We start from the raw sequence: 16,520 nt of genomic DNA, 5'->3' as shown, positions 1-16,520 counted from the left end.
CGGACCCGCCCGTGATGGGTTCGCGTCGCCCGCGTCGGAGGCCGCCACGCTCGTCCCGGGTGCTGTCACGCCCGTCCCGGGTGCCGCCACACCCGCCCCGGGGGCCGCCTCGCCCCTCTTCGAGACCGTGAGGCCCGTCCCCGGGACCCCGACGCTCGTCTCGTGGAGCGCGCCCCCCGTCCCGGGGACCCCGACGCTCGTCTCGTGGAGCGCGCCCCCCGTTCCCGGGGCCACGGCGGACGCACCTGACTGCGCCCCCTCCGTCGCCCCCGCCGCTCTCGACGCCTCAACCCCCGCCTCAACCTCCGTCTCCGCCTCCGCCGCCACCCCGGTCGGCGGCCGCGCCGAGGCCCGCCGCGCCGCCCGCCGCCGCAGGCGCGCGTCGGTCCTGCGCGTCGGCCCCGACGGACTGCGCCGCCTCATCCCGCAGGCGCTCGTCGTCGCCTTCCTCGCGGGCGGCACGACCGCCTTCGTCGCCGCCGACAAGGCCGTCCGCCTCAGCGTCGACGGAGTGCCCCGCACCCTGCACACGTTCGCCGACGACGTGGCGGAACTCCTCGACGAGGAGGGACTCACCGTCGGCGAGCACGACCTCGTCGCCCCGGACCCCGGCGCCGAACTCGGCCACGGCGACGAGGTCGTCGTCCGCTTCGGCCGCCCCGTCACCCTCACCGTCGACGGCCGCAGCCGCCGGGTGTGGACGACCGCCCGCACCGTCGAGGAGGCGCTGCAGCAGGTCGGGGTGCGGGCCGGTGGCGCGTACACGTCCGTCTCGCGATCCCGGCCCATCTCCCGCGGCGGCCTCGACGTCGCCGTACGGACCGAGCGGACCGTCACCCTGATGGCCGACGGCCGGGCCCGCACCGTCCGCACCACCGCGGCGACCGCGCTGGAGGCCGTCCAGGAGGCCGGCATCACCCTCGCCGGCCAGGACACCACCTCCGTACCCCCGGACAGCTTCCCCCGCGACGGCCAGACGATCACCGTCATGCGCATCAGGGACACCGAGGAGGTCCGGGAGGAGCCCATCCCCTACGACACCGTGCGGACCGACGACCCGCGGCTGGACCGGGGGACCGAGGTCGTCGCACGGGCGGGCCGCGCGGGTACGCGACGGGTGACCTACGCCGTGCGGACGGTGAACGGCGTCCGGCAGAAGCCCCGGAAGCTCTCCGAGGAGGTCGTCCGGGAGCCGGTCACCCGGCAGGTGAGAGCCGGTACCCGACGGCTGCCGGACTCGGTCCGGGGCGCCGAGGGTCTGAACTGGAAGGCGCTCGCGCAGTGCGAGTCCGGCGGGCGCCCGGACGCCGTGGACCCGTCGGGCACCTACGGCGGGCTCTACCAGTTCGACGCCGCCACCTGGCGGTCGCTCGGCGGTCGCGGCCGCCCGCAGGACGCCTCCCCCGAGGAGCAGACCTACCGGGCCAAGAAGCTCTACGTGCGACGGGGGGCGAGTCCGTGGCCGCACTGCGGCCGTAGGCTGTACCGGTGAGCACCACCGATCCCGATGCCCTCCTCGGCCCCGCCGACGTCCGAGAACTGGCCGCCGCGCTTGGCGTACGCCCCACCAAGCAGCGCGGCCAGAACTTCGTCATCGACGCCAACACCGTCCGCCGGATCGTCCGCACCGCCGAGGTGCGGCCCGACGACGTGGTCGTGGAGGTCGGCCCCGGGCTCGGCTCCCTCACCCTCGCACTGCTGGAGTCCGCGGACCGGGTGACCGCGGTCGAGATCGACGACGTGCTCGCCGCCGCCCTCCCCACGACGATCGCCGCCCGGATGCCGGAGCGGAAGGACCGCTTCGCGCTGGTCCACTCCGACGCGATGCAGGTACGGGAGCTCCCGGGCCCCGCGCCCACCGCGCTCGTCGCGAACCTCCCGTACAACGTGGCCGTGCCGGTCCTGCTGCACATGCTGGACCGCTTCCCGACCATCGAGCGGACGCTGGTCATGGTGCAGGCCGAGGTCGCCGACCGGCTCGCCGCCCGCCCCGGGAACAAGGTGTACGGCGTGCCGTCCGTGAAGGCGAACTGGTACGCCGAGGTCAAGCGGGCCGGGGCGATCGGCCGGAACGTCTTCTGGCCCGCGCCCAACGTCGACTCCGGGCTCGTCTCCCTGGTCCGGCGTTTCGAGCCGCCGAAGACCACCGCCACCAAGGCCGAGGTGTTCGCCGTCGTCGACGCGGCCTTCGCGCAGCGCCGCAAGACGTTGCGGGCCGCCCTCGCCGGCTGGGCGGGCTCCCCGGCGGCCGCGGAGGCGGCGCTGGTCGCGGCCGGGATCTCGCCGCAGGCGCGGGGCGAGTCGCTGACGGTGGAAGAATTCGCGCGGATCGCGGAGCACAAGGGAGCCGGGGGCGCCGGGGGCGCCGAGGGAGCCGAGGGAGCCAAGTGAGCGTCACCGTACGGGTACCGGCCAAGGTCAACGTGCAGCTGGCCGTCGGCGGGGTCCGCGACGACGGGTACCACGACCTGGCCAACGTGTTCCTGGCCGTCGGGCTGTACGACGAGATCACCGTCACCCCCGCCGAGTCGCTGACCGTGAGCTGCTCGGGCCCCGGCGCGGACCAGGTGCCACTGGACCGGACGAACCTCGCCGCGCGCGCCGCGGAACTGCTCGCCGCCCGGTACGGGATCGACCCGGCCGTGCACATCCACATCGACAAGGACATCCCCGTCGCCGGCGGAATGGCGGGCGGCAGCGCCGACGGCGCGGGCGCGCTCCTCGCCTGCGACGCCCTCTGGTCAACCGGCGCCCCCCGAGAGGACCTCCTCGACATCTGCGCCGACCTCGGCAGCGATGTGCCGTTCAGCCTGGTCGGGGGCGCCGCCCTCGGCACCGGCCGCGGCGAGCGGCTCACCGGGCTGCCCGTCGGCGGGGCGTTCCACTGGGTCTTCGCCGTCGCCGACGGAGGGCTGTCCACCCCCGCGGTCTACCGGGAGTTCGACCGGCTCAACGACGGCGCCGACGTCCCCGCGCCGGTGGCGTCCCCGCTGCTGCTGGACGCCCTGCGCACCGGCGACGCGGGCGCGCTGGCCGCCGCACTCGTCAACGACCTCCAGCCCGCGGCCCTCTCGCTGCGCCCGTCGCTCGCGGCCACGCTGCGCACCGGCACCGACGCGGGGGCGCTGGCCGCGCTGGTCTCGGGCTCGGGACCGACGACGGCGTTTCTCGCCAAGGACGCGGACGCGGCGAGGCAGATCGCCGAGACGCTGCTCGCGTCGGGGACCTGCCGCACGGCGCGTGTCGCCGAGGCCCCGGCCCCGGGGGCGACGATTCTGTAGCCGTTGGCCGTTGGCCGTTGGCCGTTGGCAGCCGTCAGCCGTCAGCCGTCGGCGGCAGCCCTCCGAGCCCAGCCCAGCCCAGCCGAGCACGGCGAGGCTTCTCGCGCATACTCAGGCACCGGTTGAGTACGAACACCCTCCCGTCCATGCGCCCCGGGCGGGACCGTGGGCGCATGGGATCACGTGTACGAGCGCTCGCCGAGGCGACACCGGACACCCGGGACCGCTATGTCGACCTGCTGAGGGTCGTCTCGCTGGGGACCGTCGTGGTGGGGCACTGGCTGATGGCCGCCGTCACCGCCGACGGCGTCGGCAATCTGCTCGCCGTCGTGCCGGAGCTCCAACTCCTCACCTGGGCACTGCAGATCATGCCGGTGTTCTTCTTCGTCGGAGGCTTCTCGCACGCCCTCTCCTACCGCTCCCTGCGCCGCAGGCACCCCGCGGGCGACGGCGCCTCGCCGTACGCGGCGTTCCTGCGGGCGCGGCTGCGGCGACTGCTGCGGCCCACCATGGTCTTCGTGCTCGTCTGGGGCGCGGCCGCGCTGCTGGTGCAACTGCTCGGCGGTGGCGCCGGGTTGACCGGTGTCTCGCTGCGGCTCGTCACCCAGCCGCTGTGGTTCATCGGGATCTACCTGGCGATGGTCGCCTTCACCCCGCCGCTGCTGAAGCTGCACGAGCGGTACGGCTGGGGCGCGTTCGGGGCGCTCGTCGCCGGCGCGGTCCTGGTGGACGTGCTCCGCTTCACGCTCGGTGTCCCCTTCGTGGAGTTCCTGAACTTCGCCTTCGTCTGGCTGGCCGTGCACCAGCTCGGCTTCCTGCGGGCCGACGGACGCCTCCGGCTGCCCTCGGCGCTGGCGGCGACGGGGCTGGCCGGGGCCGCGCTGCTGGTGGCGGCCGGGCCGTACCCGCTGTCCATGGTCGGCATGCCGGGGGAGAAGGTCTCCAACATGGCCCCGCCCACGCTGGCGCTGCTCTGCCACGGCCTGTGGCTGGTCGGCGCGGTGGAGCTGCTGCGCGGACCCGGCGCCCGGCTGGTGGCCCGGCCCCGGCTCTGGCGCGGCGTCGTCGCCGCGAACGGCGTCGCCATGACCGCGTTCCTGTGGCATCTGACCGCGATGCTCGGCGTCTACGGCGCGCTGCTCGCCGCGGGCGTCACGCTGCCCGAACCGGCCTCGGCCGCCTGGTGGGCGCAGACCCCGCTACGGATAGCCGCGGCTGCGCTCCTCACGGCGCTGCTGGTCGCCGCGTTCCGCGGCTTCGAACAGCCCTCACCCGCACCGGTCCGGCCCGGCTCGGGCCCGCTCGCCGCGCTCGGCATCACCCTCTGCCTGTTCGGAGTGCTCGGCCTGTCCATGGTCGGCTTCGCCGGTCTGCTCGAAGGCCGCACGGCCACCCTGATCGCGGTGCCGGTCAGCGCCCCGGCCGCGGTCGGGATGGCGCTGGCGGGCTGGTGGCTGGTGGAACGGTCAGGCTTCGCCGTACGCCGAGACGAACGCTGACCAGACGGCGGCGGGGACGGCGAGCTGAGGGCCGTCGGGGACCTTGGAGTCGCGGACGTGGACGGTACCGGGGCAGGCGGCGACCTCGACGCAGTCATCACCCTGGGCGCTGCTGTAGCTGGACTTGTGCCAGTCCAGGGCGACTTCGACACAGCTGTCGCCCTGGGCGCTGCTGTAGCTGGACTTGAACCAGGCGAGTTCTGCGGTGCTCATAGCGCTCCTCGGATTCGCTCCAGCAGACCCCGTGACTCGCTGGGGGTGAGGGCCTGTGAGCGCAGTGTGTCATACGCCTGTTGGAGCGGGACCACCTCTTTCGGGTCGCTGATCAGACGGCCGTTCCTCTGCCCCTCCGAGTAGGCGTACCGCTTCCCGTCCGGCCCTTCCAGGAGCTGCAACATTCCCGCGAGACAGGCGTGGAACTCGCAGGCGGTCGGCATGATCTGAAGCGTCACGTTCCGCGGGGCGCTACTCGCCAGCACATGGTCGAGCATCTGCCGGGTGATCTCCGTACCACCGAGCCGCTGCCGGAAGACCGCCTCCGTGACGATGAAGCTGAAGGGCACGTTGGGCCGTTCACGCAGGAGCCGCTGCCGTTCCAGCCGGGCGGCGATCTGGCTCTCCACCTGTTCGTCGGACAGAGGCGGCACCTCGTTCTCGTACAGGGCCCGCAGGTACCCCTCCGACTGCAGCAGCCCCGGCACCATCCGGCACTCGTAGGTGCACAGGCTCACCGCCGTCCGTTCCCGCCGCGCCCACTCGCGGAACCACGACGCCAGTCCCGGCTGCCGCGTCAGATGCCCGAACGCCCGCCGCAGCGCGCCCGTGTTGCCCAGCGCCACCTCCGCCAGCTCCACGAACTGCGTGTCCGGCATCCGGCGGCCCAGCTCGATCGAGGCCACCGTGTGCCGGGAGAAGCCCACCATCGGCGCGAAGGCCTCCCGTGTCAGCCCCGCGTGCTCCCGCAGTCCCTGTACGAACGCCCCGAAGGTCTTCAGGCTGTCCGACGGCACGGGCTCGTCGTCCACTGCGGCCACTTCCGCCACCTCCAGGTGCGTCCGGGTGCGTCGAGGGGCGTCACAGTGCGCCCCCGCTGCCGATGACGTCGACGAGGCCGATGACGCCGCCGATGGCGCCGACGCCGACGAGGCCCATGACGCCGACGCGGCCGGGCGACGTCCACTCGCTCGACTCACCCAGCGTCAGGGAACGGACACGTACCGTCCACACTTCGCGGGTGTACGGTCGCGCACCGTACGCGCGGACCGGGCGCGGTGCGCCCCGACTACCCTGGTAGGTCGATCGATCCCCCTGTCAGGAGAGAAATGGCCGTCAACCTGGTCAATGTCGAGGCAGTCAGCAAGGTGTACGGCACCCGCGCCCTGCTCGACGGCGTGTCGCTCGGCGTCTCCGAGGGGGACCGCATCGGAGTCGTGGGCCGCAACGGAGACGGCAAGACGACCCTGATCCGGATGCTCGCCGGGCTGGAGGAGCCGGACACCGGCCGGGTCACCCACAGCGGCGGGTTGCACATCGGGGTGCTCACCCAGCACGACTCGCTCGACCCCGCCGCCACCATCCGCCACGAGGTCATCGGCGATCTCGCCGACCACGAGTGGGCCGGCAACGCCAAGATCCGCGATGTGCTCACCGGCCTGTTCGGCGGGCTCGACCTGCCGGGCTTCCCGCAGGGCCTGGACACCGTGATCGCGCCGCTCTCCGGCGGCGAGCGGCGCCGGATCGCGCTCGCCAAGCTGCTGATCGCCGAGCAGGACCTGATCGTCCTCGACGAGCCCACCAACCACCTGGACGTCGAGGGCATCGCCTGGCTCGCCAAACACCTCCAGGCGCGCCGCTCGGCACTGGTCTGCGTCACCCACGACCGCTGGTTCCTCGACCAGGTCTGCACCCGGATGTGGGACGTCCAGCGCGGCACGGTATACGAGTACGAGGGCGGCTACTCCGACTACGTCTTCGCCCGCGCCGAGCGGGAGCGCATCGCCGCCACCGAGGAGACCAAGCGGCAGAACCTCGTCCGCAAGGAACTCGCCTGGCTGCGCCGGGGAGCCCCGGCGCGGACGTCCAAGCCCCGCTTCCGCGTCGAGGCCGCCAACGAGCTGATCAAGGACGTGCCGCCGCCGCGCGACACCTCCGAGCTGATGAAGTTCGCCACCTCGCGGCTCGGCAAGACCGTCTTCGACCTGGAGGACGTCACCGTCCAGGCCGGGCCGAAGGTCCTTCTGAAGCATCTGACCTGGCAGCTCGGCCCCGGCGACCGGATCGGCCTGGTCGGCGTGAACGGCGCGGGCAAGACCTCCCTGCTCCGCGCCATGGCCGAGGCGGCGGGCAGCGACGGCGAACGGCAGCCCACCGCCGGGCGGATCGTCACCGGGAAGACCGTGCGGCTGGCCTACCTCTCCCAGGACGTCACCGAACTCGACCCGAACCTGCGGGTCCTGGAGGCGGTCCAGCAGATCCGCGACCGCGTCGACCTCGGCAAGGGCCGGGAGATGACCGCGGGTCAGCTCTGCGAGCAGTTCGGCTTCTCGAAGGAGAAGCAGTGGATCCCGGTCGGCGACCTGTCCGGCGGTGAGCGGCGCCGGCTCCAGTTGCTGCGGCTGCTGATGGACGAGCCGAACGTCCTCTTCCTCGACGAGCCCACCAACGACCTCGACATCGAGACCCTGACGCAGCTGGAGGACCTCCTCGACGGCTGGCCGGGCTCGATGGTCGTGATCTCCCACGACCGCTTCTTCGTCGAGCGCACCACCGACCGGGTGCTGGCGCTCCTCGGCGACGCGACCCTGCGGATGCTCCCGCGCGGCATCGACGAGTACCTGGAGCGCCGGGCGAAGGTGCTGCAGGCCGCGGCCCCCGCGCCGGCCGCTCCCGCGAAGCCCGCCGGAACCGAGAAGTCCGCGGCGGACCAGCGGGCCGCGAAGAAGGAGCTGCAGAAGATCGAGCGGCAGCTCGACAAGGTCTCCGAAAAGGAGTCCGTGCTGCATTCGCAGATCGCCGAAAACGCCACCGATTTCGAGAAAGTGGCGGAACTCGACACGCGGCTCCGTGAACTCTCCGCCGAGCGCGCAGAGTTGGAAATGCGCTGGCTCGAACTGGCCGAGGACGCGTAGGCGGCGTCGCGCGGCGGCCGCGTAACAGCGGCATCACGGGCCGGTCCTCCCTTGGGTACAGGGGCGGACCGGCCCGCTTCTTGACATGCTCCGGGTGATAGAAAGAAACCCCGCTCGAACGACGTGACGTTGCGGAATCCATGTCCGATTCGCTCCATTTCCCAAGGTGTATACCCGAAGGAATCGCGGGGGAGGCCGGTCGGGCAGCGGGCCGCACAAAGGGGGAAGAGCCGATGACTCAGCCACCCGGCCAGCAACCGCCGCAGGAGGGCTCCGAATCTCCGCAGACCCCTCGGCAGGACGGTCCTCCGCAGCCCGCGCAGCCGCCGCCCACGCCGCCGCAGGCTCCCGGTCAGCCCGGTCAACCCGGCTCGTACGGTCAGCCCGAGCCATACGGTCAGCCCGGCCCGTACGGTCGGCCCGAGCCGTACATGCAGCCCCTTCCGTATGCCCAGCAGCCCGGTCCGTACGGTCAGCCAGGGCCGTACACCCAGCCCGGCCCCTACGCGCAGCCCGGTCCGTACGGTCAGCAGCCCGGTCCGTACCCGCAGCCCGGTCCGTACGGCCCACACCCCACCCAGCCGCAGTACCCGGGCGCGCCCTTCCCGCCCCCTCCCGGCGGCGGCAGCCGCACCTTCTTCAGGGGCAAGCCCGCCGCGATCATCGGCGCGGCCCTGGCGGCGGTCCTCGTCATCGGCGGCGGCGCCTGGCTCGCGCTCGGCGGCGGTGAGGACGACCCCAGGCCGGACGCCAAGCGGTCCGGCGGCCCGCAGCCGACCGGTTCGGAGCCGGTCGACCAGGGCGGCGGCAACGGCACCGGGCGGAAGGAGGTGGACGACCTCAACGCGGGCCGGAAGGACGGCGAGTCCAAGGTGCTCTGGCTGGCCAAGAACGACGTCGACCTGCCGCGCAACGGCGCGACGGTGTACGGCCCGTGGTTCGCCGGCGACATCGTCGTCAAGGGCATGTACAAGGAGCTCGCCGGCTACTCCGCCGACGACGGCGGCAAGAAGTGGAGCCTGCCGCTGCCCGCCGAGCTGTGCGCGGCCCCGGTCCGCGGCACCGACGACGGCAAGATCGTCATTGCCTACAAGGACGGCACGGGCGGCAAGGCCGACTGCACTCGGCTGCAGCTCGTCGACCTCCGCACCGGCAAGACGGGCTGGCAGAAGACGATCACCAAGAAGGGCGCCTTCGACCTGCTGTCCAGCGTCACCCTGGCGATCAGCGGCAACACCGTGACCGCCGCCCGCACGGGCAACGGCGAGGCATTCCGGATCAGCGACGGCGCCCCGCTCTTCGGCAAGCTGCCGGGCAACTGCCAGCCGCAGGCGTTCGCCGGCGGCCCGAAGCTGATCGCCGCGGAGACCTGCCGCACCGGCGACTACGGCAAGACCCAGGAGCAGCTCCAGGAGCTGGACCCGGCCACCGGCAAGGCCAGATGGACGTACAAGCTCCCGGTCGACTGGCAGGTCGACAAGGTCTATTCGGTCAGCCCCCTGGTCGTCTCGCTGTCGCAGCCCGACCGCAAGAAGTGGAGCGTCATCGCGCTCAACGCGAACGGGACGCTGCGTTCGCAGATCGACGGCGGCACCGACCGCTACCGGCCGCGCTGCGGTGGCGGCTTCGTCGTCTTCGGCGAGATCCTTGAGGGCTGCGTCGGCGTGGCGGCCGACGCCGACACCTTCTACATGGCGACGGAGCCCCGGACGGGTGGTGCGGCCCGTACCAACTCCGTGGTGGCGTTCGACCTCGACACCGGCAAACGCAAGTGGCGCGCGGACGCTCCCGCCGAGCAGACGATGATCCCTCTCCGGATGGAAGGCCCGAACGTCCTGCTGTACGTGGAGCCGAAGTACGACGCGGGCGGCGCGGTGGCGACGCTGGCGCCGACCGGCGGCAAGCCCACCGTACTGCTGCGCAACCCCGCGTCGACGTCCTCCATCGAGCGAACCTTCTGGGACCCCAGGTTGGCCTACCACGACGGCCGCTTCGTCATCACCAGCGGCCGGGTCAGCGCGAGCAACGACGAGGAGGAGAAGGAGACCAAGACGATGATGGCCTTCGGGCAGTGACCGTGCCCGGCCGGACGCCCCGATCCGGACGGCCGGGACGAGTCGTTTCCTTCTCGCAACCCCTCAGAGGTACGCAGGCATGACACAACCACCCCAGCCTCCCAACCAGCCCAACCAGCCGCCGCGTGAGCCGGATCAGCCGCCCAGCCAGCAGCAGCAGTCGCAGCGACACCCGCAGCAGCAGCCGCAGCAGCCGGGCGGGCAGTCGGACCAGGCGCCGCAGCAACCCGCCCCGCCCCGGCAGCAGCCCGGGCCGCCCCCGCAGGGCGGCTTCGGTGCGCCCATCCCGCCTCCGCAGCAGCCCGGTTACGGCCATCCGCAGGCCCCGCCGGGTTACGGCTTCCCGCAGGCAGCGGGCCCGTCGACTCAGCCGGTGGGGCAGCAGCCTCACGGCTACGGATACGGCTACCCGACACAGCCGGTGGGGCAGCAGCCGTACGGCTACGGCTATCCGACGCAGCCGACGCATCCGCAGTACGGTCCGCAGTACGGCAAGCAGTACGGCGCGCCGAACGGCACGCGGCCGGGCGGTGGCAGGAGGCTGAGCACCCAGGCCCGGATCATCCTCGCCGCGGTCGTCGCCGTGGTGCTGATCATCGGCGCGGGCGTCTGGTTCGCCGCCACCGACGGGGACGACCGCGCAGGCCAGGCCAAGGGCTCCGGCCAGGGAGCGGACGGCGGCGAGGACAAGGGCGTCGAGGGCGGTGGCGAGGAGAAGGTACCGTCCAACACCACGGCCAGGGTGGCCTTCCGGCTGCCGCAGCCGAAGGTCACCGATGTCACCGATGTGGGCGGTTCGTGGGTCACCGACGAGCTGTACGTCAAGACCGGTATCAACTCCGTCGTCGGCTACGACCTCACCACGGGCGCGGTGAAGTGGACCCTCCCGCTTCCCGGCCAGGTGTGCGCGGCGTCGCGTCATGCCACCGAGGACCGCAAGACGGCCATCGCCTTCGAGCCCGCCAAGCGCAAGCCCCCGCGCAACTACGAGAAGTGCAGTGAAGTGGGCGCGATCGACCTCGCCACCGGCAAGCTGCTGTGGAGCGGGTCGGTGAAGGGAACGGGCGACCAGAAGGCCCGGTTCACCGAGGTCACCCTCGGCGGCGGCACGGTCGCCGCGGGCGGCACCGACGGGGGCGCGGCCTTCGACCTCGCCACCGGCGCGGTCCGCTGGAAGCCCCAGGCCAACGCGGAGAACTGCTACGACATGGGCTACGGCGGCGGCCCGGCCCTGGTGGCGGTCCGCAAGTGCGGCGCCCACGGGAGCCGGTACGTCGTCGTCCAGTCCCTGAACCCGCGGACCGGCGCGCCGCTGTCCTCGTTCAGGATGCCCGCGGGCGTCGAGTACGCGAGCGTCGTGTCCACCAGGCCGCTCGTGGTCGCCGCCGACGTCGGCGACACGGCCGGGGACGGCAGCGGCATCTCGGACTTCTTCGTCGTCGACGAGAAGACCGGAAAGCTGACGGCCAAGATCTCGGCGGACGCGGACCGGTTCGCCGCGCGCTGCGGTTCCACCGAGGTCGAGAGCTGCCGGCACATCGCAGTCGGCAACAACCGCCTCTACCTGCCGACCGAGGAGCACGAGGGCAGCGGCGAGTACGGCGACACCAACGAGATCGTGTCGTTCGACCTGGCCACCGGCAAGCCGACCGCCGACAAGGCGGAGGCCGGAGACCGGTACACGCTCTCTCCGCTGCGCATGGACGGCGGCGACATCATCGCCTACAAGCGGCCCCCCTACGACAAGGGCGGCCAGATCGTCAGCATCGACGGAGGCACCTTCGAGCAGACGCTGCTGCTGGAGATCCCCTCCGACGACGCCGTCCGCAAGGCCGAGTCCGGTTTCGGCGTGGACTACTCCGAGATCCTCTACAGCGGCGGACGGCTCTTCCTGGCCGAGACCATGCTCAGCAAACCGAGCGGATCGGTCTCGCGCGACGAGGAGTATCTGGTGCTCGCCCTGAGTACCGGCTGAACCGGCGGGACATGGACCTGAGTACCAGCGGCTGAGCCGGCGGGACACGAGTGACGGGGTCCCCCGCCCATGCGGGCGGGGGGACCCCGCGCTTCGCCGACTTGCCCCGAACGGCACGCATTTCGCCGATCCGGGGGACTTCTGCCGGGTAGGGCAGCGCGACGTCGAACAAGCGTGTAGCTTGCCGGGTCAGTAGTGCTGGGGGCGGGGGGCCGGCTCCAGGGGTATGGGGGGTAGCTCGATGGGTGTGCGGCTCATGGTGGTCGACGACCACCGGTTGCTGGCTGAGGCGCTGGCCTCCGCGCTGAAGCTGCGCGGGCACCGGGTGCTCGCGGCGGCGGCGCCGTCGGCCGGGGCGGCCGAACTGGTGGTGAGCAGGGCGCCCGAGGTGTGCCTGCTGGGGACGGCGGCACCGGCGGAGCCGGGTGCGTTCGATCCCGTCGTGCGGATCAAACGGGACCGGCCGCAGGTCGCCGTGGTGGTCCTCGGACCCGTGCCGTCGCCGCGCGGGATAGCGGCGGCCTTCGCGGCCGGCGCTTCTGGCTATGTGCGGCACGACGAGCGCATAGAGGGCGTCGAGCGGGCCATGGTCAAGGCGCGGGCGGGCGAGGCGGCGGTGGCGCCGCAACTGCTGCAGGGAGCGTTCACCGACCTGCTCAACCCGGCGGCCCAGCCGGACGACGAGGGGCGGCGGCTGCTGCGCATGCTGACCCCCCGCGAGGTGGAAGTGCTCGTCCGCGTCGCGGAGGGGGAGGACACCCGGCTCATCGCGGCGGGCATGGGCATAGCCCCGAGCACGGCCCGCACACACGTCCAGCGGGTGCTGATGAAACTGGGCGTCGGCTCCCGCCTGGAGGCCGCGGCCCTCGCGGCCCGTACCGGGCTCCTCGACCACGCCGCGAACCAGCCGCCGCTCACGGCACCGGACTTCGACGCCGGCTGAGGGCGCCCGGGGCTCGCGCCGCACGCCGCTGTTGCGCGGCGGTCCGGGGGCCGTGAGGCCAGGTCGCGGACCGTGCGGGGCGCGGCCGGAGGCCGTGCGCGGTGGTGCGCCCGGGGATGCGGCCGTGGGGGGCCGACACGCACCTGCCCCGGCATGTCACGCCCGACGGGGCGGCTTCCGGGCGCATGGCGGCTGCACGCACATGCGGGCAGGCAGCCACACGGCACATGCGGGCAGGCAGCCACACGGCACATGCGGTCAGCCACACGGCACGTGGGGGCGGTCGCACGGCACATGCGGGCGGCTGCACGGCACATACAGGCCGTCGTACGGCACATGCCGATCCGGTGAAGTCGCTGCGCTGCGGCCACTACCCGCGCAGGAGTGTTCGATCATGGGTTATCGTGTGCGTTCATGTTGGTTCCTGGTTGGAGGGTCGGGGGGTGCTCCGCGTGAACAAGACGGTCACCGGGTTCGGCCAGTGCGACGGAGCGGCGCGCACAGCGTCCCCACAGGCCCGCCTGGGACTCTTGCGACGCTCCGACCGGATCATCGGCACCGACCGGCCGCCGTCGCGGTACGGCTCCGCCCGGCTCCGGGCCCCGTTCGGCGGCGGCGCCTGCGGCGGGCGCGACGGCTGGCGCCTCACCGCGAGCTTTTCACCGGCCGCCGCCCTCCCGGCAAGCCGAAGTTCCTCGCCGGTTCCGAGTCCGGCATGAGCGTGTTCATCGACGACGTGCCGCCGAAGGCGGCGGCGCGGCGACTGCGAGAGGTGGCGAGCGAGTGAGCAAGTACCTGGTGACGGGCGGTGCCGGCTATGTCGGCAGCGTGGTGACCGCACACCTGCTGGAGGCGGGGCACGAGGTCACCGTCCTCGACGATCTGTCCACCGGCTTCCGCGAGGCCGTCCCCGACGGCGCCGACTTCGTCGAGGGGCGGGTCCAGGACGCCGCCCGCCACATCGGACCCTCGTACGACGGCGTTCTGCACTTCGCCGCGTTCTCCCAGGTCGGCGAATCGGTCGCACACCCCGGCAGGTACTGGGAGAACAACGTGGGCGGGACGATGGCGCTGCTCGCCGCGATGCGCTCTGCCGGTGTCCGCAAGCTGGTCTTCTCCTCCACGGCGGCCACCTACGGCGAGCCGGCCTCCACCCCGATCACCGAGTCCGCCCCGACCGCGCCGACCAGCCCGTACGGCGCCTCCAAACTCGCCGTCGACCACATGATCAGCGGCGAGTGCACCGCGCACGGCCTGGCGGCGGCGTCCCTGCGGTACTTCAACGTCGCCGGCGCGTACGGCGACCGCGGTGAGCGCCACGACCCCGAGTCGCACCTCATCCCGCTGGTGCTCCAGGTCGCGCTGGGCACCCGCGAGGCGATCTCCGTGTTCGGCGACGACTACCCGACACCGGACGGCACCTGTGTGCGGGACTACATCCATGTCGCCGACCTCGCCGAGGCCCATCTGCTCGCCATGGGCGCGATCTCCCCCGGGGAGCACCTGATCTGCAACCTGGGCAACGGCAGCGGCTTCTCCGTCCGCGAGGTCGTCGAGACCGTCCGCAAGGTCACCGGCCACCCGGTCCCGGAGACCGCCGCCCCCCGCCGCGCCGGAGACCCGGCTGTGCTCGTCGCCTCCTCCGCGACCGCGCGGGAACGGCTCGGCTGGACCCCGTCGCGGGCGGACCTCGCCGGGATCGTCGCCGACGCCTGGGACTTCGCCCGCGCCCGGCACGCCGGCGGATGAGCACCGGCCGAAAAGCGCCGGCGGATGAGCACTGCCGAAAAGCGCCGGCGGATGAGCACTGCCGGACGAGCGCCGGCGGATGAGCACTGCCGGACGAGCGCCGGCGGATGAGCACCGCACGGGCGGTTCCGGCAACCGTACGGGTGACCCGCCCCGGAGGGGCGACGAGCCCGGGACGGGTGACAGCCCTGGGATGGGTGACGAGCCCGAGGCGGCGACAGGCCCGAGGCGACCAGCCCGGGGCGGCCGACAGGCCCGTGACGGGTGACTGGCCCGGACCGGGCCCGTCACCCGCCCCGGGCAGGGGCGACCCGACCGGCGGGTGTGCCGACGCCGGAGACCTCGCGGGCGCGGGCGCGGACCCGCGCCCGCGAGGTCTCCGGGTCAGTAGTCCGGTCGCCTGACGGCGACACCCTGTGTGCGTGAAAATCGGTGCGTGGTCGTCCGGCGGACGTCGTCTCGCCTTGGCGCGTTCCGAGCCCGTGGGTCAGTAGGACGCTGGGGGTCCACCGACAGGCACCCGGATGTGTTGCTCCGAGCACGTGAATCAGACTCTTCCGCCTGCCGGACCCCCGCCGGACGGTCGCGTGCTCGCGGCCGACGACTGGAGGGGGTGCCGACGGAATGGAAGTGATCCACGAACGCTGCGCAGGAATCGACATCAGCAAGATCGACGTGAAGGTCTGCATCCGCGTGCCCAGCGGCACCGGCACGAGGCGCCGCAGCGAGGTGCGGACCTTCTCCGCGGTGACCTCCGCTCTGCTGGCGATGCGGGACTGGCTGCTCGCCGAGGGCATCACCGTGGTCGGCATGGAAGCCACCGGCGTGTACTGGAAACCGGTGTTCTACCTGCTGGAACACGACATGGAGTGCTGGCTGCTCAACGCCCGGCACATGAAGTCGGTGCCCGGCCGCAAGACCGACGTCAAGGACTCCGAGTGGATCGCCACGCTTGTCGAACACGGCCTGGTCCGCCCCAGCTTCGTGCCCCCGGAGCCGATCCGGCAGCTGCGGGACGTCACCCGCTACCGCACCGAGATCATCCGCGAACGCACCCGGGAGACCCAGCGGCTGGAGAAACTGCTGGAGGACACCGGCATCAAGCTGTCCGCCACCGTCTCCAACATCCTGGGCGTCTCCGGCCGCGCGATGCTCGAGGCCCTCATCGCCGGCGAGCGCGACCCGCACGACCTCGCCGACCTGGCCAAAGGCAGCATGCGCCGCAAGACCGACGCCCTCGTCGAGGCCCTCACCGGGAACTTCACCGCCCACCACGCCTTCCTGGCCCGGGCGATGCTGGACCGGATCGACGCCTGCACCGCCACCGAGACCAAGCTCAGCGAGCACATCGAGGTGATGCTGCAGCCCTTTCGCCGCCGCATCGAACTCCTCGTGACCATCCCCGGCGTCGACACCCGGGCAGCACAGGTGATCCTCTCCGAGATCGGCGCCGACATCGCCCGTTTCCCCAGTGCGGCCGACCTGGCCTCCTGGGCCGGCGTGTGTCCGGGCAACCACCAGTCCGGCGGCAGGACCGGCAGCGGCAAGACCCGCCACGGCGACCCTTGGCTCAAGGCCGCTCTCGGCCAAGCCGCCGCGTCCGCATCGCGGACCAAGGACACCTACCTCGCCGCCCGCTACCGGCGCATCGTCGCCCGCCGCGGCAAGAAGAGAGCCCTCGTCGCCGTCGAACACTCGATCCTGACCGCCGTCTGGCACATGTTCACCCACGACGCCGAATACGCCGACCTCGGCGGCCACTACTTCATCGAACGCACCGGCCGGGCCAGGCAGACCCGACGCCTGGTGAGCCAGCTCAACCAACTCGGCTACCAAGTCACCCTCCAAACAGAAGGAGCTGCCTGACCAG

13 protein-coding genes and 1 pseudogene are annotated in these 16,520 nt (G+C 72.5%); 11 read left to right on the top strand and 3 right to left on the bottom strand.

The genetic code is table 11. The features are described from left to right. Positions 1-127: 127 nt before the first annotated feature. The 4 genes from DDW44_RS12180 to DDW44_RS12165 all read left to right on the top strand — a co-directional run bounded on the left by DDW44_RS12180 (position 128) and on the right by DDW44_RS12165 (position 4,780). On the top strand, positions 128-1,492 hold the full coding sequence (locus tag DDW44_RS12180; protein ID WP_483027307.1) for a ubiquitin-like domain-containing protein: 1,365 nt from the start codon (positions 128-130) through the stop codon (positions 1,490-1,492). Next, the gene (rsmA, locus tag DDW44_RS12175; protein WP_108906420.1) at positions 1,489-2,391 is read left to right on the top strand and encodes a 16S rRNA (adenine(1518)-N(6)/adenine(1519)-N(6))-dimethyltransferase RsmA; all 903 of its coding nucleotides are present in this window, start codon (positions 1,489-1,491) and stop codon (positions 2,389-2,391) included. The genes DDW44_RS12180 and rsmA overlap by 4 nt, the downstream gene beginning before the upstream one ends. Further along, entirely contained in the window at positions 2,388-3,281 is an 894-nt protein-coding gene (locus tag DDW44_RS12170) for a 4-(cytidine 5'-diphospho)-2-C-methyl-D-erythritol kinase (RefSeq protein ID WP_108906419.1), read from the top strand. The genes rsmA and DDW44_RS12170 overlap by 4 nt, the downstream gene beginning before the upstream one ends. A gap of 173 nt (positions 3,282-3,454) precedes the next feature. Then, the gene (locus DDW44_RS12165) at positions 3,455-4,780 is read left to right on the top strand and encodes an acyltransferase family protein (RefSeq protein ID WP_108906418.1); all 1,326 of its coding nucleotides are present in this window, start codon (positions 3,455-3,457) and stop codon (positions 4,778-4,780) included. On the opposite strand, the gene DDW44_RS12160 is transcribed toward DDW44_RS12165, so the two are convergent. From DDW44_RS12160 to DDW44_RS32025, 3 genes are read right to left on the bottom strand one after another with little or no spacing between them, the layout of a single operon-like run. Then, positions 4,748-4,993 carry a DUF397 domain-containing protein gene (locus DDW44_RS12160; RefSeq protein ID WP_108906417.1) on the bottom strand — a complete coding sequence of 82 codons (246 nt, stop codon included), beginning with the start codon at positions 4,991-4,993 and terminating at the stop codon, positions 4,748-4,750. The two genes, DDW44_RS12165 and DDW44_RS12160, sit on opposite strands and share 33 nt — an antisense overlap. Next, positions 4,990-5,805 carry a helix-turn-helix domain-containing protein gene (locus DDW44_RS12155; RefSeq protein ID WP_108906416.1) on the bottom strand — a complete coding sequence of 272 codons (816 nt, stop codon included), beginning with the start codon at positions 5,803-5,805 and terminating at the stop codon, positions 4,990-4,992. Before DDW44_RS12155 ends, DDW44_RS12160 begins: the two co-directional genes overlap by 4 nt. 49 nt (positions 5,806-5,854) lie before the next feature. Then, positions 5,855-6,007: a hypothetical protein gene (locus tag DDW44_RS32025; RefSeq protein WP_167455489.1), complete on the bottom strand. Its 153-nt coding sequence runs from the start codon at positions 6,005-6,007 to the stop codon at positions 5,855-5,857. A 95-nt stretch (positions 6,008-6,102) separates the two neighbouring features. Between DDW44_RS32025 and DDW44_RS12150 the strand changes: the two genes are divergently transcribed. The 7 genes and pseudogenes from DDW44_RS12150 to DDW44_RS12120 all read left to right on the top strand — a co-directional run bounded on the left by DDW44_RS12150 (position 6,103) and on the right by DDW44_RS12120 (position 16,516). After that, positions 6,103-7,908 carry an ABC-F family ATP-binding cassette domain-containing protein gene (locus DDW44_RS12150; protein WP_108906415.1) on the top strand — a complete coding sequence of 602 codons (1,806 nt, stop codon included), beginning with the start codon at positions 6,103-6,105 and terminating at the stop codon, positions 7,906-7,908. 431 nt (positions 7,909-8,339) lie between these two features. Continuing rightward, positions 8,340-9,983, top strand: coding sequence for an outer membrane protein assembly factor BamB family protein (locus DDW44_RS12145; protein WP_108906414.1), 1,644 nt, complete (start codon positions 8,340-8,342; stop codon positions 9,981-9,983). Positions 9,984-10,062: 79 nt separating this feature from the next. Next, positions 10,063-11,958 carry an outer membrane protein assembly factor BamB family protein gene (locus DDW44_RS12140; protein WP_240800528.1) on the top strand — a complete coding sequence of 632 codons (1,896 nt, stop codon included), beginning with the start codon at positions 10,063-10,065 and terminating at the stop codon, positions 11,956-11,958. Positions 11,959-12,199: 241 nt separating this feature from the next. Further along, a complete protein-coding gene (locus tag DDW44_RS12135; RefSeq protein ID WP_017945748.1) occupies positions 12,200-12,901 on the top strand; it encodes a helix-turn-helix transcriptional regulator in 702 nt (233 codons plus the stop codon). Between the two features lie 485 nt (positions 12,902-13,386). Then, positions 13,387-13,688: pseudogene (locus DDW44_RS32700) on the top strand (galactose-1-phosphate uridylyltransferase); the annotation flags it as partial. Further along, a complete protein-coding gene (gene galE, locus DDW44_RS12125; protein ID WP_108906412.1) occupies positions 13,685-14,650 on the top strand; it encodes a UDP-glucose 4-epimerase GalE in 966 nt (321 codons plus the stop codon). The pseudogene DDW44_RS32700 and the gene galE, both read left to right, overlap by 4 nt. Positions 14,651-15,274: 624 nt before the next feature. Further along, the gene (locus tag DDW44_RS12120) at positions 15,275-16,516 is read left to right on the top strand and encodes an IS110 family RNA-guided transposase (protein ID WP_108906411.1); all 1,242 of its coding nucleotides are present in this window, start codon (positions 15,275-15,277) and stop codon (positions 16,514-16,516) included. Positions 16,517-16,520: the final 4 nt, after the last annotated feature.

This window comes from Streptomyces tirandamycinicus (assembly GCF_003097515.1).
GTDB classification, from domain to species: Bacteria; Actinomycetota; Actinomycetes; order Streptomycetales; family Streptomycetaceae; genus Streptomyces; species Streptomyces tirandamycinicus.
The sequence above is the reverse complement of the archived record's forward strand: the minus strand, read 5'-3'. Positions and strand labels throughout refer to the sequence as shown.